This window comes from Mycobacterium kyogaense (assembly GCF_003254575.1).
GTDB lineage: Bacteria > Actinomycetota > Actinomycetes > Mycobacteriales > Mycobacteriaceae > Mycobacterium > Mycobacterium kyogaense.
The window spans coordinates 67,347-85,101 of sequence record NZ_QJUA01000003.1; the positions used below are offsets into that span (position 1 = coordinate 67,347).

Genomic DNA, 17,755 nt, shown 5'->3' on the forward strand with positions numbered 1-17,755 from the left:
GAGAGGCTACCGGCCGGCCCCGGCGAGGGCCGAGTCGATATCGGCCAGCAGGTCGTCGGTGTCCTCGATCCCGCAGGATATGCGGGCGAAGCCGGGTGGTACCGGGTCGCCCCATCGGGCCCTGCGGTCGACCGAGGTGTGCACGCCGCCGAAGCTGGTGGCGCCGACGAGCAGCGCACTGCGACGGACGAGATCGTGTACCGCATCGGCGTCGGCCAGCTCGACGGAGACGATGCCGCCGAAGCGGCGCATCTGCCGGGTCGCGATGGCGTGGGACGGATCGTCGGGCAGACCGGGGTAGCGCACGGCAGTCACCGCGGGGTGGGAACGCAGCATCATCGCAAGGGCCGCGGCGTTCTGGCATTGCCGTTCGAAGCGCAGGCCGAGCGTGCCGAGGCCCCGCAGCACGAGCCACGCCTCGAACGCGCCGAGGATGGGCCCGGCCAGCAGTCGCTCGCGCTGCAGCCGCTCGATCACGTCGGCGCGGTTGCCTGCGACGTAGCCGGCGAGCAGATCGTGATGCCCGGAGAGCGCTTTGGTGGCGCTGGCCACCACCAGGTCGGCCCCCAGGGCCAGCGGCTGCTGCCCCAACGGGGTCGCCGTCGTGTTGTCGACCGCCAGAAGAGCACCACGCGGTCGGCACTGCATCGCCAGGCGGTGCAGATCCACCACATCCAACCCCGGGTTCGACGGCGTCTCGGCCAGCACCACATCGGCGTCGCGAGCGGCCTCGCACATCTGCGCGCACGTGGCCTGCACGACGGTGACGCCGCGAGGAGCGAGGTATTCGGTGGCGTAGGCGCGCACCTGGTAGTAACCGTCTGCCGGGACGACGAGCGTGCTGCCCGGCTCGGTCACCGCGCGTAGCACCGACGTGATGGCCGCCATGCCCGATCCGAACGCGACCGCTGCGGCGGCGCCCTCCAGCGTCGCGAGGGCTGATTCGAGCTGCCGCCAGGTGGGGTTGTGCCGCCTGCCGTAGCTGTCCAGCGTGTCGTCCTCGTCGGCACCGAGGTGGTATGCCGCCGCCGGCACCGGTACCGGCCCCACCGGGTCACCCGGAACATGTTCAGCAGCAATAGCTTTCAGGCTTCGGGTGGAATCGCCGTAGGTCTCGCCGTAGGTCATGGGATCACTCCGGTTTCGTGGAGCGACCGAGCAGCAGCGCCACCGCGTCCTCGACCGACAGACCCTTGTGGCACACACCGTGCACCGCTTCGGTCAGCGGCATCTCGACGTCATAGCTCGCCGACAACGCCAGCACCGACCGGCAGGAGGTCACGCCCTCGGCGACGTGACCGCCGGTGGCGGCCATCGCCGCCTCCATCGTGCCGCCCTGGCCCAGCCGTTCCCCGAAGGAACGATTGCGCGAACGAGGGGACATGCACGTCGCGACGAGATCCCCGATGCCGGCCAACCCGGCCAGCGTTGCCGGCTTGGCGCCCAAAGCGATTCCCAGCCGCATGATCTCCGCCAGCCCGCGGGTGATGATCGCGGCCGCGGTGTTCTCCCCCAGCCCCTTGCCCGCAGCCATCCCAGAGGCGAGGGCGATCACGTTCTTGCACGCTCCGCCGATCTCGGCACCGATCACATCGGCGTTGGTGTAGGGCCGGAAGTATCCGGTGGACAACGCCCGCTGCAGGGCCACCGCGCGGCCGGAGTCGCTGCACGCGACGACCGTGGCGGCGGGCTGTTCGGCGGCGACCTCACTGGCCAGATTGGGACCGGAGATCACGGCGACGCGGGCGGCATCGGCGCCGGTCACCTGCGCCACCACCTGGCTCATGCGCATCAGCGTGTCCAGCTCGATGCCCTTGGCCACGCTGACCAGAGTGGTGTCTGCGCCGAGATACGGCGCCCACTCGGTCAGGTTGGCGCGCAGCGTCTGTGACGGTACGGCGAGCAGCACGGTGCAGGCACCGTCGAGCGCTTCGACACAGTCACCGGTGGCCCGGATCGAGGCCGGCAGGGGGACGTCGAGGTATCCGGGGTTGCAGTGCGAGCGGTTGATCTCGGCGGCCCGCTCGGGGTTGCGCGCCCACAACCTCACTCCATTTCCTGCATCGGCCAGCACCTTCGCCAGTGCCGTACCCCATGCCCCTGCACCCATCACCGCAGCCTCGACCACGGCTCCAAGACTAGTCGGGAATAACTGCTGGCAGGATGGCGCTCGTGACCGGCATGACCACCTCATCGGCCGCCGGCGCCCGAACCCCGGACGCGGGCGTCAGCGTGGTGATCGCTGTCAAGCGTCTGACCGCGGCCAAGACCCGGCTGGCGCCGGCGTTCCCGCCGGCCGCCCGCGGGGGTGTGGTGCTCGCCATGCTCGAGGACACGATCGCCGCCGCCACCGCGGTGCCGGCGGTCCGGTCGATCATCGTGGTGACACCCGACGCCGACGCCGCGGCCGCCGCCGGCCGCCTGGGGGCGCTGGCCCTCGATGACCCCACGCCGGCGAATCATCGCGATCCCCTCAACAACGCGCTGGCCGCCGGTGAAGCGCTCGCCCGCCGCGAGAGCGTCAATGTGGTTGCCCTGCAAGGCGATCTGCCGGCACTACGAGTTGCCGAGCTGACCGAGGCGATCAGCGCCGCCAGCGCCAATCCCCGCAGCTTCGTGAGCGATCGGCACGGCTCGGGGACCGCGGCACTGTTCGCGTTCGGCGTCCCCCTGCGCCCGCTGTTCGGCGCTGAATCGTCCGCCCGGCATCGCCGTTCGGGCGCGGCGGAATTGACCGGCGACTGGCCGGGATTACGGTGCGACATCGACACCGCCCAGGATCTTCTGGACGCCCGCCTACTCGGAGTCGGGCCCGCGACGTCGCAGGTGATCGGCGCGTTGCGCTGAACGCGTACCCGGCGAACCTCTCCTGCTAGCCGCGGCGCCCGCGAATAGGGAATCATCGGGGCATGACCGAAGCGCAGACCCGACCGGAGGACGCGGACACCACGGTGGAGGCCCCCGGGGACAGCAAGTCAGCGGCTGTACCCGACACCGCGCCCGAGGCGCCCCCGGCCGCCACATCGCCGGCAGTCGAGAACCCGCTTCCCGAAGACCGTTACCTCAACCGCGAGTTGAGTTGGCTCGACTTCAACGCCAGAGTCCTGGCGCTGGCGGCTGACCCATCACTGCCCCTGTTGGAGCGGGCGAAGTTCCTGGCGATCTTCGCGTCCAACCTCGACGAGTTCTACATGGTGCGCGTCGCCGGTCTCAAGCGCCGCGACGAGATGGGGTTGTCCGTCCGCTCGGCCGACGGCCTGTCTCCCCGCGAACAACTCCGCCGGATCAGCGAGCGCACCCAGCAGCTCGCGAGCCGGCACGCGCAGGTGTTCCTCGACGCAGTGCGCCCGGCGCTGGCCGACGAGGGCATCGTGATCGTGACGTGGGCCGAACTCGACGACAACGAACGCGGCCGGCTCTCCACGTACTTCCACGAGCAGGTGTTCCCGGTGCTGACGCCGCTGGCTGTCGATCCCGCCCACCCGTTCCCGTTCGTGAGTGGGCTGAGCCTCAACCTCGCCATCACCGTCAAGCATCCCGACGGCGGACAGCACTTCGCTCGAATCAAGGTGCCCGACAACGTGGACCGCTTCGTCGAGCTGGCGGCGCGTGAGAACACCTCGGACGTCGCGCGCTTCCTCCCGATGGAAGAGCTGATCGCCGCGTTCCTGCCGGTACTGTTCCCCGGCCTGGAAATCGTGGAGCACCACGCTTTTCGGATCACCCGCAACGCCGACTTCGAGGTGGAGGAAGACCGCGACGAGGACCTGCTCAAAGCGCTCGAGCGTGAGCTCGCGCGGCGCAGGTTCGGCTCCCCCGTGCGCCTCGAAGTCTCCGATGACATGACCGAGGGCATGCTCGAACTGCTCCTGCGCGAACTCGACGTGGCGCCCGGGGACGTCGTGGAAGTGCCCGGCCTGCTGGATCTCTCATCGCTGTGGCAGGTCTACGGGGTCGATCGGCCGGCGCTGAAGGACCGTCCGTTCGTGCCGGCGACACCCCCGGCGTTCGGTGAACGCGAAACGCCCAAGAGCATTTTCGCGACACTGCGCGACGGCGACGTCCTCGTCCACCACCCCTACGATTCGTTCTCCACCACGGTGCAACGCTTCATCGAGCAGGCGGCTGCCGACCCGAACGTGCTCGCGATCAAGCAGACCCTCTATCGCACCTCGGGTGATTCACCGATCGTCAACGCGTTGATCGACGCCGCCGAAGCAGGCAAACAGGTGGTGGCGCTGGTCGAGATCAAGGCCCGGTTCGACGAACAGGCCAACATCAAGTGGGCGCGCGCACTCGAACAGGCCGGCGTGCACGTGGTGTACGGGCTCATCGGGCTCAAGACCCATTGCAAGACGTGCCTGGTGGTGCGACGCGAGGGATCGATGATCCGCCGGTACTGCCACATCGGCACGGGCAACTACAACCCGAAGACCGCGCGTCTCTACGAAGACGTGGGCCTGCTGACGGCGGCTCCGGACATCGGCGCCGACCTCACCGACCTGTTCAATTCGCTCACCGGGTACTCCCGCAAGGAGTCCTACCGCAACCTGCTCGTCGCCCCGTACGGCGTGCGCCGCGGCATCATCGAACGCATCGACCGCGAGATCGCGGCCACCCGGGACGGCGCGGAGGGGCGAATCCGCCTCAAAGCCAACGCGTTGGTGGACGAGCAGGTCATCGATGCGCTCTACCGGGCCTCTCAGGCCGGGGTTCGGGTCGAGGTCGTGGTGCGCGGTATCTGCGCGCTCAAGCCCGGCGGAGAAGGGTTCTCGGAGAACATCGTGGTGCGCTCGATCCTCGGCCGGTTCCTCGAGCATTCACGGATCATTCATTTCCGCGCCATCGACGAATACTGGATCGGCAGCGCCGACATGATGCATCGTAATCTGGACCGCCGCGTGGAAGTCATGGCTCAGGTCAAGGACCCGCGGTTGACCGAAGCGCTCGGCAACATCTTCGAATCCGCCCTGGATCCGCGGACGCGGTGCTGGGAGCTCGGCGTCGACGGAAAATGGACAGCGTTGCCACAGGAAGGACAGACGGTGCGAGACCACCAGGTGTCGTTGATGGAAAGCCACCGCCATCCGTAATCGTCCGATCGAGCAGAGCAGGCACCAAGCGCTGTGAAGACCGAACCCATCCTCGCCGCCGGCGCAGTCCTGTGGCGCCCACAGGAATTCACGGGCTCCCCGGAAGTGGCGGTGATCCATCGGCCGCGCTACGACGACTGGTCCCTGCCCAAGGGAAAACTCGAGCGGGGAGAGACCGAACCGGTCGCCGCGGTGCGAGAGATAGAGGAGGAGACGGGCTTCCGCGCGCATCTCGGGCGCCGTCTGGCATCGGTGAGTTACCCCGTCGGGGACACCACGAAGAGGGTCCGCTATTGGATGGCGCGCAGCGTCCGGGGTGAGTTCGCGGCGAACGAAGAGGTCGACGAACTGAAATGGCTGCCCGCCGAAGACGCGATGAGCCAGGTGCATTACTCGCTGGACCGCAAGGTGCTCCGCCGGTTCGTCAAGTTGCCGGTCGCCACCCAGACGGTGCTCGTCGTGCGGCACGCCACCGCGGGGAGCAAGTCACGCTATTCCGGCGATGACCGCAAGCGGCCGCTGGACAAGCACGGCCGCGCACAGGCTGAGTCGCTGGTGGATCTGTTGACGGCGTTCGGCGCCGCCGAGCTGTTCGCCGCCGACCGTGTGCGCTGCCATCAAACCCTCGGACCCCTCGCCGAGGAATTGGGCGTTCCGGTGATCACCGAAACCGCTTTGACCGCAGAGGCATACGCGGACAAGCCGAAGAGGGCCCGGCAGCGCGTGCTGGAGATCGCCGATACGACGTCTCACCCCGTGATCTGCACGCAGGGTGAGGTCATCCCCGATCTGATCGCATGGTGGTGTGAACGCGACGGCGTGCGTCCCGACAAATCGCGCAACCGCAAGGGCAGCACGTGGGTACTCACGCTGTCCGGCGAACAGTTGATCAGCGCGGACCACATCAGTTCACCGCTGGCGCCCCCCCGCTAGCCCGATACGCAACAACGCCGTGGGCGTGGGCCCACGGCGTTGTCGGTGAAGCTGTGTGTGCGGTCGAAACTGCTTACTTGCGACCGCGCTTGGCGGGAGCCTTCTTGGCAGGGGCTGCCTTCTTGGCGGCGGTGGCCTTCTTGGCCGGAGCCTTGGTCGCGGCCTTCTTGGCCGGAGCCTTCTTGGCAGGCGCCGCCTTCTTGGCGGGGGCGGCGGCCTTCTTGGCCGGAGCCTTGGTCGCAGCCTTCTTGGCGGGAGCCTTGGTGGCGGTGGCGGCCTTCTTGGCCGGAGCCTTGGTCGCAGCCTTCTTGGCGGGAGCCTTGGTGGCGGTGGCGGCCTTCTTCGCCGGAGCCTTGGTCGCAGCCTTCTTCGCCGGAGCCTTGGTGGCGGCCTTCTTCGCCGGAGCCTTCTTGGCCGCCTTGCGGGCGGTGCTCGAAGCGGTCACGCCGCGCTTGACGGCGGGACCCTCGGCCGGAAGCTTCTGTGCGCCCGCGACAACGGCTTTGAACTGAGCGCCGGGGCGGAACGCCGGAACGGACGTCGGCTTGACCTTCACCGTCTCACCGGTGCGCGGGTTGCGGGCGACACGAGCGGCGCGGCGGCGCTGCTCGAAGACACCGAAGCCGGTGATGGTCACGCTGTCACCCTTGTGCACGGCGCGCACGATGGTGTCGACGACGTTCTCGACCGCGGCGGTCGCTTGCCGACGATCCGAGCCCAACTTCTCCGTGAGTACGTCGATGAGCTCTGCCTTGTTCATGCAAAACCTCCGGGAACTGTGGTCCTCTTTGGACCGACTAGAGGACACGGTAAACCCATTGCCCGTTGATTTCCAAGAACCACGCGCAATTTCAGAAAATCTCAGCGAACTTTTTTCAATCCGCTTGGCTCCCTTTGTGTCCTACCGGGGCGCCCCAAAAGAGGATTGCAGAGCGGATATTTCACCGCCGCCGGCCGCGGATCAGGTCGTCAGAGTCCGCGGCTTCCACTCCGGGCGCCGCGCCTCATAGTCTTCGATCTGATCGAGTTTCCGCAGCGTGAGGCCGATATCGTCGAGGCCCTCCAGCAGCCGCCACGCGGTGTAGTCATCAATCTTGAACGGCACCAGCACCGTTTCCGCCGCGATGGTCCGATCTTGAAGATTGACAGTGATTTCCGTCCCCGGACGCTGCTCGATGACCTTCCACAACAATTCGACATCGTCTTGGGCGACTTCGGCCGCCAGCAGCCCGGCCTTGCCGGAGTTGCCGCGGAAGATATCGGCGAATCGTGACGAGATGACGACCCGGAAGCCGAAGTCCATCAGCGCCCAGACCGCATGCTCGCGTGACGAGCCGGTGCCGAAATCTGGCCCCGCCACCAGAACCGAACCGCGGTCGAATGGCGACTGATTGAGGACGAACGACGGATCGTTGCGCCACGCCGCGAACAGACCGTCCTCGAATCCGGTGCGCGTCACGCGTTTCAGATACACCGCCGGAATGATCTGGTCGGTGTCGACATTGGAGCGGCGCAGCGGCACGCCGATCCCGGTGTGAGTGGTGAATGCTTCCATGACGGCGTCTCCGTTATCAGTGGGTGGTCGCGGGGATCAGATCGGCCGGGGACGACAGGGTGCCCCTGACGGCGGTCGCGGCGGCGACGGCCGGCGACACCAGATGTGTACGACCACCTTTGCCTTGCCGGCCCTCGAAATTGCGGTTGGACGTCGAGGCGCACCGCTCACCGGGGGCGAGCTGGTCGGGGTTCATACCCAGGCACATCGAGCAGCCGGCCTGGCGCCATTCCGCGCCTGCGGCGGTGAAGATCTCGCCCAGGCCTTCGGATTCGGCTTGCGCACGCACCCGCATCGAGCCGGGCACGATCAGCATGCGAACCCCGTCGGCGACGGACCGCCCGCGCAGCACGTCGGCCACCACGCGCAGATCCTCGATCCGGCCGTTGGTGCAGGAGCCGACGAACACGGCGTCGACGGACACGTCGCGCATCGGGGTACCCGCTTCGAGACCCATGTATGCCAACGCCTTTTCGGCCGTCTGGCGCTGATCGTCGTCGAGCATCGCCTCCGGATCGGGCACCGCGGCGGACAGCGGTACACCCTGGCCCGGATTGGTTCCCCACGTGACGAACGGACTGAGACTGGCGGCGTCGATGTGGACCTCGGTGTCGAATTCGGCACCGTCGTCGGTTCGGAGTTGACGCCACGCAGCGACCGCGTCATCCCATGCGGCCCCCTTCGGGGCGTGGGGTCGACCCTCGAGGAAGGCGAAGGTGGTGTCGTCCGGTGCCACCATGCCGGCTCGGGCACCCGCCTCGATGCTCATGTTGCAGATCGTCATCCGACCTTCCATGGACAGCGATTCGATGGCACTGCCCCGGTATTCGATGACGTGCCCCTGTCCGCCGCCGGTCCCGATCTTGGCGATGACGGCCAGGATGATGTCCTTGGCGCTGACGCCGGGCGGCAGCTCGCCGTCGACGGTGACGGCCATGGTCTTGAACGGCCGCAACGGGAGTGTCTGCGTGGCCAGCACGTGCTCGACCTCAGAAGTGCCGATGCCCATGGCCAACGCACCGAACGCGCCGTGGGTGGAGGTGTGGCTGTCACCGCACACGACCGTCATCCCGGGCTGGGTCAGACCCAGTTGCGGGCCGATGATGTGGACGATGCCCTGCTCGGCATCGCCCATCGGGTGCAGCCGCACACCGAATTCGGCGCAGTTGCGCCGCAACGTCTCCACCTGGGTTCGCGACACCGGGTCGGCGATCGGCTTGTCGATGTCGACGGTGGGCACGTTGTGGTCTTCGGTCGCGATCGTCAGATCGGGGCGCCGCACCGGCCTTCCCGCCAACCGCAGCCCGTCGAATGCCTGGGGGCTGGTCACCTCGTGCACGAGGTGAAGATCGATGTAGATGAGGTCCGGCTCCCGGGCATCACCCTGCCCGCCGCCCGCCGCGACGACGTGATCGCTCCACACCTTCTCGGCGAGAGTCCGTGGGTTGTTCGCCTTGTCCATTGACGATCTCACAATCTGGGAAGCTAGTATCTCTTTGTGAGACAGGATAGCGGTATCGGCGTGCTCGACAAAGCGGTGACGGTCCTTCACGCGGTCGCCGAGTCTCCCTGCGGTCTCGCCGATCTGTGCGACCGCACGGCCCTGCCGCGGGCGACCGCCCACCGGCTGGCCGTCGGGCTGGAAACGCACCGGCTGCTCGCACGCGACGCCGATGGCCAGTGGTGCCTGGGCCCCGCATTGGCCGAACTGGGCAGTCATGTCCGCGATCCCCTGGTGTCGGCGGGCGCGGTGGTGCTGCCGCGCTTGCGCGAGCTGACCGGGGAGAGTGTGCAGCTCTACCGCAGGGACGGGACCGCGCGGATCTGTGTCGCGGCACTGGAACCACCTGCGGGTCTTCGCGATACGGTGCCCGTCGGCGCGCGTCTGCCGATGACCGCCGGTTCGGGGGCCAAGGTGCTGCTCGCCTACGCGGATCCGGCCACCCAGCGCAGCGTCCTGGCTGATGCGGCATTCACCGACCGCGCTCTGGCGGAGGTACGCAAGCGCGGTTGGGCGCAGAGCGCGGCCGAACGGGAACCCGGAGTGGCGAGCGTGTCGGCACCGGTGCGCGACGGCCGCGGTGCGGTAATCGCCGCCGTGTCGGTATCCGGACCGATCGACCGGATGGGACGGCGCCCGGGCGCACGCTGGGCCGCCGATCTGGTGGCCGCCGCGGACGCCCTGACAAGACGGCTCTGACCCGCCGGCTCAGACGAAAAAGCTCGCAGGCCCGGTAGGACCTGCGAGCTGATGTACCCCCGATGGGATTCGAACCCACGCTACCGCCGTGAGAGGGCGGCGTCCTAGGCCGCTAGACGACGGGGGCTAGAACTTGTTACGGACGGAAAGCATAGCTGAGGGACACAGTGCTGACCTAATCCGCGCGTTGGCTGGGGTACCAGGACTCGAACCTAGAATGGCTGAACCAGAATCAGCTGTGTTGCCAATTACACCATACCCCATTGGCAGCCCGTCACCGCAGGTCACGGGCCATTTTCCGGCCCTGGCGCCTCGCGGTTGTGCCGCGCTGCGCCGTCTTGCGAGCCGACGAGCAGACTACCAAAGATTCTCGGGTGGTTTTTCCACCCCCGTCACGCGGACGCTCCGGCATGGTCCCGGCCCGCGCGCAGCCGGGCCAGCGTGCGGTCCCTGCCCAGCAGTTCCAACGATTCGTACAGCGGCGGGCTGATCGATGAGCCCGTCACCGCGACACGGATGGGCCCGAACGCCTTGCGGGGCTTGAGGTCGAGCCCGTCGATCAGCGCCGCCTTGAGCGCTTCTTCGATCCGTGGGCTACTCCACTCCCCGATCGCCTCGAGAGCGCCGAGGGCGGCGTCGAGAACGGGGACCGCGTCGGGCCGCAGTTCCTTGCCCGCCGACTTCTCGTCGAGCGCGAAGGAGGCGTCGTCGAGGAACTTCAACAGCCCCCAGGCGTCGCCGAGAACGACGATCCGCGTCTGCACCAGGACGGCCGCTTCGGCGAATGCGTCGTCGTCGAGTCCGGTGTCGTGGCCGTGAGCGCGGAAGTATTCGGCGAGGCGGCGGGTGAACTCCGCGGGCTCGAGCAGCCGGATGTGCTCGGCGTTGAGTGCGTCGGCCTTCTTCTGGTCGAACCGCGCGGGATTGGAGTTCACGTCGGCGACGTCGAAGGCCGCCACCATCTCGTCGATGCCGAACACGTCGCGGTCATCGGCGATCGACCACCCCAGCAGCGCAAGGTAGTTCAGCAGGCCCTCGGGAATGAAGCCGCGATCCCGGTGCAGGAACAGGTTCGATTGCGGGTCCCGCTTCGACAGTTTCTTGTTCCCGTCCCCCAGGACGGGCGGCAGGTGGGCGAAGCGCGGTGTGCCGTCGGCGATGCCGAGCCGCTCGAGCGCGGCATAGAGCGCCAACTGGCGCGGGGTCGACGGCAACAGATCCTCCCCCCGCAGCACGTGGGTGATCTTCATCAGTGCGTCGTCGACCGGATTGACCAAGGTGTACAAGGGTTCTCCGTTGCCCCTGGTCAACGCGAAGTCCGGGATCGAACCAGCCGGGAACGTCGTCTCCCCACGAACCAGGTCGTCCCACGTCATGTCCGTCTCGGGCATGCGCAGCCGGATGACCGGCGAGCGGCCCTCGGCACGGAACGCCGCGCGCTGCTCGTCGGTGAGGTCGCGGTCGAAGTTGTCGTACCCCAGCTTGGGGTTGCGTCCCGCCGCGAGGTGGCGCGCTTCGACCTCCTCGGCGGTGGAGAACGCCTCGTAGGCCTCGCCGGCGTCGAGCAGCCGCTGCAGCACGTCGGTGTAGAGCTCGCGACGGCCCGACTGGCGGTAGGGCTCATAGGGTCCCCCGACCTCGGGGCCTTCGTCCCAGTCGAGGCCGAGCCAGCGCAATGCGTCCAGGAGCGCCCGGTAACTGTCCTCGCTGTCGCGCGCCGAATCGGTGTCCTCAATGCGGAACACGAATGTTCCGCCGGTGTGGCGGGCGTAGGCCCAGTTGAACAGCGCGGTGCGGATCAACCCCACGTGGGGGGTGCCCGTCGGCGACGGACAGAACCTGACTCTGACGATCGGTAGGGCGGTCACTGTTTTCCTTTGCGCACAACGGGATTGGTGAGCGTTCCAATGCCCTCGATGCTGATGCTGACGGAGTCGCCGTGCTCGAGAGGTCCGACGCCCTCGGGCGTGCCGGTCAGGATCAGGTCCCCCGGCAGCAGCGTCATGACCGCCGAGATCCACTCGATGATCGCGCCGATGTCGTGGATCATCAACGATGTTCGGCTGCGCTGCTTGACCTCACCGTTGACCTCGGTGCGGATCTCGAGATCAGTTGCATCCACATCGGTGACGATCCACGGGCCGACCGGACAAAACGTGTCGTGGCCTTTGGCGCGCATCCACTGGCCGTCTTTCTTCTGCTGATCGCGCGCTGACACGTCGTTGGCAATCGTGTAGCCGAGGATGTTCTCGGCAGCCCGCGAGGCAGGAACGTCCTTGCACGGACGACCGATGACCGCAGCCAGTTCGCCCTCGAAGTGCACGGGATGCGCGTCCGCCGGCAGTTGGATCGCGGTACCCGGGCCGATGATCGCAGTGTTGGGCTTGAGGAAGATGATCGGATCCTCGAAGGTGCCGCCACCCATTTCTTCGATGTGAGCGGCGTAGTTCTTGCCCATGCAGACGACCTTGCTGGCGAGGATCGGCGCCAGCAGGCGCACATCGGCCAGCGGCCACTGCCGGCCGGTGAATGTCGGTGTGCCGAAGGGATGCTCGGCGATCTCCCGGGCGATGGCTTCACCGGGCTCGTCGACCGGCCCTTCGATGGACACGAAAGCCACGCCATCCGGGCTGGCGATTCGACCAAGACGCATGGGGCTCAGCCTAGCGGCAGCGCCGGCCGCCGCGGCAAGCGCACAGCTCACATACCGGTAGTCTCACATACTGAGATATGGGTTCTGCATATTGAGACGTTCGTGCCACGATGGCCAGATGAACCCCGCCTCGATCAGCACCGCACGCCGATGGTCAATGCTGATCGTCGCTCTCGGCGCCACGTTGTGCGCCAACGTGTTCATCAACGGTGTGGCCTTTCTCATACCGACGCTGCATCGGGAACGCGGCCTCGACCTCGCGCAGGCCGGCCTGATGTCGGCGCTGCCCAGCCTCGGAATGGTGGTGACGCTGATCGCCTGGGGCTATGTGGTCGACCGCTTCGGCGAGCGCACCGTGTTGACCCTGGGTTCCGCGTTGACCGCGGCCGCCGGCTTCGGCGCCGCATCGGCGGACTCGTTACCTGCGGTCGGGGCTTTCCTCTTCCTCGGCGGCATGGCGGCGGCGAGCAGCAACACTGCCAGTGGACGCCTCGTGGTGGGCTGGTTCGCCGCGGAGAAGCGGGGCCTGGTCATGGGGATCCGCCAGACCGCGCAGCCGCTCGGCGTCGGACTCGGCGCCCTGGTGATTCCGCGACTGGCCGAATCCCGCGGGGTGTCGGGCGCGCTGCTGTTTCCCGCTGTGGTCTGCGCCGCCGCGGCCGTCGTGTGCGCCGTCGCGGTGCTGGACCCACCGCGGCCCGCACGCGCGGAAGCCAGTGACGCCGACCTCGCCAACCCGTACCGGGGTTCGTCACTACTGGTGCGCATCCATCTCACCTCGCTGCTGCTGGTGGCTCCGCAGGCGATGGTGTGGACGTTCACGCTGGCCTGGTTGATCACCGACCGGGGATGGTCCGCCGGGTCCGCCGGCGCGATGGTCACCGTCGCACAGCTTTTCGGCGCCGGCGGGCGCATCGCCGCGGGCCGATGGTCGGACTTCACGCTGCGCCGGTCCGGCGACGTGCTGAGCTCTCGAATGAGACCCATCCGGACGATCGCCGCGGCCGCCGCCGTGTCGATGGGGCTGCTGGCGCTGACCGACTGGCTGGACTCCCCGATCAGTGTCGCGCTGATGGTCGTCGCATCGGTGGTCACGGTGTCCGACAACGGGTTGGCCTTCACCGCGATCGCCGAGATCGCGGGGCCGTTCTGGAGCGGCCGCGCGCTGGGCACGCAGAACACCACGCGGCTGCTCACCGCCGGTGTCACACCGCCGTTGTTCGGGGCGCTGATCGGCGCGGCCGGTTACCCGGCGGCGTTCGCGGTGTGTGCGCTCATCCCCCTGCTGGCGATCCCGGCGGTGCCCGCGACGCGCTCGAGATTCTCCGCACAGCGCAGCAGCGACACCGCGAGCTGACGGCGCTCTGCCGCCGGCATGCCCTCGGTCATGGACGCGTCCACGGCGCCCACCGCGTCGTGCGCTGCGGAGAGCTGCGCCATTCCCTGGGCGGTGAGCTCCAACGCACGCGCCCGGCCAGGTCGACTCGTCGCCGCGTCGGCCACGAGGCCGCCGGCACGCAGTGTCGCGAGGAGATCCTGAAGAGACTGCCGGGTGACAAAACACAGGCGGGCGAGTTCGGCCGCGGATGCGTCGGGGTGATCTGCGAGCGCGCGCAGCACCGCGTACTGGGACATCGAGACGCCGGTGGGGCGCAATGCCGTGTCGCACGTCCGGCGCAGCGACTGCTGAACGCGTTTGACCAGATATCCGACCGCATTCTCGACATCCGTCATGACAGGAACCTTACACGGAGGTACTGTGGGCTCAAGTAAGGAACCTGACATATAGGAGACAGCATGCCCACGATCGAGCCGAACAGCCGATGGACCACGTTGATCAACGTGTTCACGGTGGCACCCGAACGCGCCGAGGAACTCGCCGGTGTTCTCACCCACGCCACCGAGGAGGTCATGCGCGATCTGCCGGGATTCGGTTCTGCGAGCATTCACATCAGCCTCGACCGCACGCGCGTCGTGAACTATGCGCAGTGGGACAGCGCCGAATCATTCATCGCGATGCAGTCGAATCCTGCTGCACGGGAACACATGACGGTGGCCGCCGGCATCGCCGAAGACTTTCGGCCGCACCTTTACGAGGTGGTGTCGGTCCACGAGCGCGCCTGAGCGCGACCCGGCAGCAGCATCAGGGCAGCGGCCAGGAAGCACAGAGCCCCGGTAAAGGTGCCGAGATTGGCCAGCCGTTCGTCTTCGGTGACGCCTGTCGTGCGCACGAACGCAGCGGCCGCCGACACCCCGAACGCCACGCAACCGACCATGTTGACCGCCGCGGCCCACCAGTCACGCGATCGCAGATCGATCAGCGCGCCGACCGCGACCACACCGAGAACTCCGCTGACCAGAAAAGCCGTCGAACCGGCCACGTCGGGCACCCACACGTAATGCCGCTCGCTGGCCACGGCGTGCGCCAGGACCGAGGCACCGGTACTGACGTTGAACAGCAGCGTGCCGACCAATTGCACTGCAGCGCTTGACCACTCCGCGCGGTCGGTGCGATTGCTGCGGAGCAGCTGGATGCCGGCCGCAGTGGTGAAGAACCAGGAGCCGCAGAAACACAACAGGTTCGCCCCGCCCGCGCCCAGCCACGCCGGGACACCAGGCGCGGTGGCGAGCGCGAACAGCGACGATCCGACGACGAACAGCCAGCACTGCGCAGACAGCGTGGCCGCGACCCGGATGGCTACAGCTTCCCGAGGATGCGCTCGCCGACTTCGGCGGTGGTCAGCGTCTGGTCCCCGCGGGTCGCAAGATGTTCGGCGACCGCAGCGTCGACACGGGCGGCGGCGTCGAGCTCACCGAGGTGGGCGAGCAGCAGCGACACGCTCATGATCGCCGCGGTCGGGTCCGCGATGCCCTGCCCCGCGATGTCGGGCGCGCTGCCGTGCACCGGTTCGAACATCGACGGATTGGTCAGCGTCGCATCGATGTTGCCGCTGGCCGCCAACCCGATTCCGCCGCACACCGCCGCGGCCAGGTCGGTGATGATGTCGCCGAACAGGTTGTCGGTGACGATCACGTCGAAGCGGCCCGGATCGGTCACCATGTGGATCGTTGCCGCATCGACGTGCTGATACGCCACCTCGACGTCGGGGTACTCGGCCGCGACGCTCTGTACGGTGCGCCACCACAGCGAGCCGGCGTAGGTCAACACGTTGTTCTTGTGCACCAGCGTGAGGTGCTTGCGACGACCCTGCGCGCGATGGAACGCGTCGAGCACGACGCGACGCACCCCGTAGGCGGTGTTGACGCTGACCTCGGTCGCGATCTCGTGCGGGGTGTCCACGCGGATCGCACCGCCGTTACCGGTGTAGGGCCCCTCCGTGCCCTCCCGCACCACGACGAAGTCGATCTCCGGATCGCCCGCCAACGGGCTGCGCACCCCGGGGTAGAGCCGGCCCGGACGCAGGTTGACGTGGTGGTCGAGCTCGAAGCGGATGCGCAGCAGCAGCCCTCGCTCGAGGACACCGCTGGGCACCGAGGGGTCACCGATGGCGCCGAGCAGGATCGCGTTGTGCGCCTTGAGCTCGTCGATCACGGAGTCAGGCAGCACCTCGCCGGTCTTGTGATACTGGCGCGCGCCGAGCTCGTATTCGGTCTTCTCCACTCCGGGCAGCACGGCGTCGAGGACGGTGAGCGCCTGGCCGATCACCTCGGGACCGATCCCGTCGCCGCCGATCACCGCGAGTTTCACAGGAGCACTCATGTCAGGTCGACCACTTCCAATGTCGCAGCGTTGACGTCGCGGCCGATGGTGGCCAGCACGTCGTCGGGCACGTTCCGATCCAGGCGCAGCATGATCGTCGCGCCCTTTCCGTCGGCGTCCTGACTGAGCTGAGCGGCCAGGATGTTGACCTCGGCGCTGCCGAGGAGGGTGCCGATCTTGCCGAGCGCGCCGGGCTGATCGTCGTAATTGATGATCAGGTTGACGCCCTCAGCGCGCAGATCGAGGTTGCGGCCGTTGACCTGGACGATCTTCTCGACCTGTTGCGGGCCCGAGAGCGCGCCGGCCACGTTCACCGTGGTGCCGTCGGCAGCGACCGCGCGGACGTCGACGACGCTGCGGTGGTTCGGACTCTCCGATTCGGTGTCGATGGACGCCTCGACACCGCGCTCGGCGGCCAGCGCCGGGGCGTTGACGAAGGTCACCGGATCCTCGATCACCGCAGAGAACAGGCCGCGCAACGCCGAGAGGCGCAGCACCTCGACCTCCTCGCTGGCCAGCTCGCCGCGCACCTGCACGCAGAGGTTGGTGGGCAGTTCCGCCGACAGCGCCCCGACGAGCAGGCCGAGCTTGCGGACCAGATCCAGCCACGGCGCGACCTCTTCGCCGACGGCGCCGCCGCCGACGTTGACGGCGTCGGGCACGAACTCGCCGGCGAGTGCGAGCTTGACGCTGGCCGCCACATCGGTGCCGGCACGGTCCTGGGCTTCGGCGGTCGATGCACCCAGGTGCGGCGTCACGACGACCTGAGGCAGCTCGAACAGCGGGCTGTCGGTGCACGGCTCGGTGGCGAACACGTCGAGGCCGGCGCCGCGGACATGGCCGCTGGTGATCGCATCGGCCAGGGCCTGCTCGTCGATCAGTCCGCCGCGTGCGGCGTTGACGATGATCACACCCGGCTTGGTCTTGGCCAGCGCGTCCGTGCCGATCAGACCTGCCGTCTCCTTGGTCTTCGGCAGGTGCACCGAGATGAAGTCGGCGCGGGCGAGGAGCTCGTCGAGGGTGAGCAGTTCGATGCCGAGCTGCGCCGCGCGGGCGTGCGAGACATAGGGGTCGTAGGCGGTGATGTGCGCGCCGAACGCCGCCAGCCGCTGGGCCACCAGCTGGCCGATCCGGCCGAGGCCGACGACACCGACCGTCTTGCCGAAGATCTCGGTGCCGGAGAACGACGACCGTTTCCACGTGTGCGCGCGCAGCGTGGCATCGGCGGCCGGGATCTGGCGGGCCGCCGACAGCAACAGCGCCAGCGCATGCTCGGCGGCGCTGTGGATGTTCGAGGTGGGCGCGTTCACCACCAGCACACCGCGGGCGGTGGCTGCGTCGACATCGACGTTGTCCAGTCCGACGCCGGCACGGGCGACGATCTTCAGCTTGGGTGCCGCGGCCATGACCTCTGCGTCGACTGTGGTGGCGGAGCGCACCAACAGCGCGTCCGCGTCGGCGACGGCGGCCAGCAGCTTCTCCCGGTCCGGGCCGTCGACCCAACGGACCTCTACCTGGTCGCCCAACGCTTCGACGGTCGAGGGGGCCAGCTTGTCGGCGATCAATACCACGGGCAGACTCACGAGGCCTCAGCCTAGTG

At 68.0% G+C, this 17,755-nt stretch carries 17 protein-coding genes and 2 tRNA genes; 6 read left to right on the plus strand and 13 right to left on the minus strand.

The genetic code is table 11. The features are described from left to right. Positions 1–6: 6 nt before the first annotated feature. Both DMB80_RS03670 and DMB80_RS03675 read right to left on the minus strand, forming a co-directional pair. On the minus strand, positions 7–1,128 hold the full coding sequence (locus tag DMB80_RS03670; RefSeq protein ID WP_111508597.1) for a cystathionine gamma-lyase: 1,122 nt from the start codon (positions 1,126–1,128) through the stop codon (positions 7–9). 4 nt (positions 1,129–1,132) lie between these two features. Next, positions 1,133–2,110, minus strand: a complete 978-nt coding sequence (locus DMB80_RS03675; RefSeq protein WP_111508709.1) for an NAD(P)H-dependent glycerol-3-phosphate dehydrogenase — start codon at positions 2,108–2,110, stop codon at positions 1,133–1,135. 71 nt (positions 2,111–2,181) lie between these two features. Between DMB80_RS03675 and cofC the strand changes: the two genes are divergently transcribed. From cofC to mutT1, 3 genes are all read left to right on the plus strand, one after another. Beyond that, on the plus strand, positions 2,182–2,847 hold the full coding sequence (gene cofC / locus DMB80_RS03680; RefSeq protein WP_111508710.1) for a 2-phospho-L-lactate guanylyltransferase: 666 nt from the start codon (positions 2,182–2,184) through the stop codon (positions 2,845–2,847). Positions 2,848–2,909: 62 nt separating this feature from the next. Continuing rightward, a complete protein-coding gene (locus DMB80_RS03685) occupies positions 2,910–5,093 on the plus strand; it encodes an RNA degradosome polyphosphate kinase (RefSeq protein WP_111508598.1) in 2,184 nt (727 codons plus the stop codon). Between the two features lie 33 nt (positions 5,094–5,126). After that, a complete protein-coding gene (mutT1, locus tag DMB80_RS03690; protein WP_111508599.1) occupies positions 5,127–6,026 on the plus strand; it encodes an 8-oxo-(d)GTP phosphatase MutT1 in 900 nt (299 codons plus the stop codon). Between the two features lie 73 nt (positions 6,027–6,099). Here mutT1 and DMB80_RS03695 read toward each other — a convergent pair whose 3' ends face one another. The 3 genes from DMB80_RS03695 to leuC all read right to left on the minus strand — a co-directional run bounded on the left by DMB80_RS03695 (position 6,100) and on the right by leuC (position 9,043). Continuing rightward, positions 6,100–6,786, minus strand: a complete 687-nt coding sequence (locus tag DMB80_RS03695; protein WP_111508600.1) for an HU family DNA-binding protein — start codon at positions 6,784–6,786, stop codon at positions 6,100–6,102. A 201-nt stretch (positions 6,787–6,987) separates the two neighbouring features. Beyond that, on the minus strand, positions 6,988–7,581 hold the full coding sequence (gene leuD / locus DMB80_RS03700; protein ID WP_046362349.1) for a 3-isopropylmalate dehydratase small subunit: 594 nt from the start codon (positions 7,579–7,581) through the stop codon (positions 6,988–6,990). A gap of 16 nt (positions 7,582–7,597) precedes the next feature. Further along, entirely contained in the window at positions 7,598–9,043 is a 1,446-nt protein-coding gene (leuC, locus tag DMB80_RS03705; RefSeq protein ID WP_111508601.1) for a 3-isopropylmalate dehydratase large subunit, read from the minus strand. A gap of 36 nt (positions 9,044–9,079) precedes the next feature. On the opposite strand from leuC, the gene DMB80_RS03710 reads away from it, so the two are divergent. After that, positions 9,080–9,781: an IclR family transcriptional regulator gene (locus tag DMB80_RS03710; RefSeq protein WP_046362351.1), complete on the plus strand. Its 702-nt coding sequence runs from the start codon at positions 9,080–9,082 to the stop codon at positions 9,779–9,781. Positions 9,782–9,835: 54 nt separating this feature from the next. Here the strand turns inward: DMB80_RS03710 and DMB80_RS03715 are convergent. The 4 genes from DMB80_RS03715 to DMB80_RS03730 all read right to left on the minus strand — a co-directional run bounded on the left by DMB80_RS03715 (position 9,836) and on the right by DMB80_RS03730 (position 12,434). Next, positions 9,836–9,908, minus strand: a tRNA-Glu gene (locus tag DMB80_RS03715). Between the two features lie 61 nt (positions 9,909–9,969). Then, positions 9,970–10,044, minus strand: a tRNA-Gln gene (locus tag DMB80_RS03720). A gap of 129 nt (positions 10,045–10,173) precedes the next feature. Next, positions 10,174–11,649, minus strand: a complete 1,476-nt coding sequence (gltX, locus tag DMB80_RS03725) for a glutamate--tRNA ligase (protein WP_162938398.1) — start codon at positions 11,647–11,649, stop codon at positions 10,174–10,176. Further along, positions 11,646–12,434 (minus strand): fumarylacetoacetate hydrolase family protein, encoded by a 789-nt coding sequence (locus DMB80_RS03730; protein ID WP_111508602.1) that lies wholly within the window; start codon positions 12,432–12,434, stop codon positions 11,646–11,648. The genes gltX and DMB80_RS03730 overlap by 4 nt, the downstream gene beginning before the upstream one ends. 118 nt (positions 12,435–12,552) lie before the next feature. Here DMB80_RS03730 and DMB80_RS03735 point away from each other — a divergent pair, with 118 nt between their 5' ends. After that, a complete protein-coding gene (locus DMB80_RS03735; protein WP_111508603.1) occupies positions 12,553–13,791 on the plus strand; it encodes an MFS transporter in 1,239 nt (412 codons plus the stop codon). Here the strand turns inward: DMB80_RS03735 and DMB80_RS03740 are convergent. Then, positions 13,680–14,168, minus strand: coding sequence for a MarR family winged helix-turn-helix transcriptional regulator (locus DMB80_RS03740; protein ID WP_111508604.1), 489 nt, complete (start codon positions 14,166–14,168; stop codon positions 13,680–13,682). The two genes, DMB80_RS03735 and DMB80_RS03740, sit on opposite strands and share 112 nt — an antisense overlap. A 63-nt stretch (positions 14,169–14,231) precedes the next feature. Here DMB80_RS03740 and DMB80_RS03745 point away from each other — a divergent pair, with 63 nt between their 5' ends. Further along, positions 14,232–14,558, plus strand: coding sequence for an antibiotic biosynthesis monooxygenase family protein (locus tag DMB80_RS03745; protein WP_111508605.1), 327 nt, complete (start codon positions 14,232–14,234; stop codon positions 14,556–14,558). Here the strand turns inward: DMB80_RS03745 and DMB80_RS03750 are convergent. The 3 genes from DMB80_RS03750 to serA are packed head-to-tail and all read right to left on the minus strand — an operon-like array spanning position 14,525 to position 17,738. After that, on the minus strand, positions 14,525–15,094 hold the full coding sequence (locus tag DMB80_RS03750) for a hypothetical protein (RefSeq protein WP_420812118.1): 570 nt from the start codon (positions 15,092–15,094) through the stop codon (positions 14,525–14,527). The two genes, DMB80_RS03745 and DMB80_RS03750, sit on opposite strands and share 34 nt — an antisense overlap. Before the next feature lie 38 nt (positions 15,095–15,132). Then, complete coding sequence (locus tag DMB80_RS03755) at positions 15,133–16,143, minus strand: 3-isopropylmalate dehydrogenase (protein ID WP_046362356.1); 1,011 nt, start codon at positions 16,141–16,143, stop codon at positions 15,133–15,135. 8 nt (positions 16,144–16,151) lie between these two features. Then, entirely contained in the window at positions 16,152–17,738 is a 1,587-nt protein-coding gene (gene serA, locus DMB80_RS03760) for a phosphoglycerate dehydrogenase (RefSeq protein ID WP_111508607.1), read from the minus strand. Positions 17,739–17,755: the final 17 nt, after the last annotated feature.

Bases quoted from the DNA above. Each gene is read 5' to 3' on its own strand.
- DMB80_RS03670 (WP_111508597.1), bottom strand. From the start codon at position 1,128: ATGACCTACGGCGAGACCTACGGCGATTCCACCCGAAGCCTGAAAGCT.
- DMB80_RS03675 (WP_111508709.1), bottom strand. From the start codon at position 2,110: ATGGGTGCAGGGGCATGGGGTACGGCACTGGCGAAGGTGCTGGCCGAT.
- cofC (WP_111508710.1), top strand. From the start codon at position 2,182: ATGACCACCTCATCGGCCGCCGGCGCCCGAACCCCGGACGCGGGCGTC.
- DMB80_RS03685 (WP_111508598.1), top strand. From the start codon at position 2,910: ATGACCGAAGCGCAGACCCGACCGGAGGACGCGGACACCACGGTGGAG.
- DMB80_RS03695 (WP_111508600.1), bottom strand. From the start codon at position 6,786: ATGAACAAGGCAGAGCTCATCGACGTACTCACGGAGAAGTTGGGCTCG.
- leuD (WP_046362349.1), bottom strand. From the start codon at position 7,581: ATGGAAGCATTCACCACTCACACCGGGATCGGCGTGCCGCTGCGCCGC.
- leuC (WP_111508601.1), bottom strand. From the start codon at position 9,043: ATGGACAAGGCGAACAACCCACGGACTCTCGCCGAGAAGGTGTGGAGC.
- DMB80_RS03730 (WP_111508602.1), bottom strand. From the start codon at position 12,434: ATGCGTCTTGGTCGAATCGCCAGCCCGGATGGCGTGGCTTTCGTGTCC.
- DMB80_RS03735 (WP_111508603.1), top strand. From the start codon at position 12,553: ATGAACCCCGCCTCGATCAGCACCGCACGCCGATGGTCAATGCTGATC.
- DMB80_RS03740 (WP_111508604.1), bottom strand. From the start codon at position 14,168: ATGACGGATGTCGAGAATGCGGTCGGATATCTGGTCAAACGCGTTCAG.
- DMB80_RS03745 (WP_111508605.1), top strand. From the start codon at position 14,232: ATGCCCACGATCGAGCCGAACAGCCGATGGACCACGTTGATCAACGTG.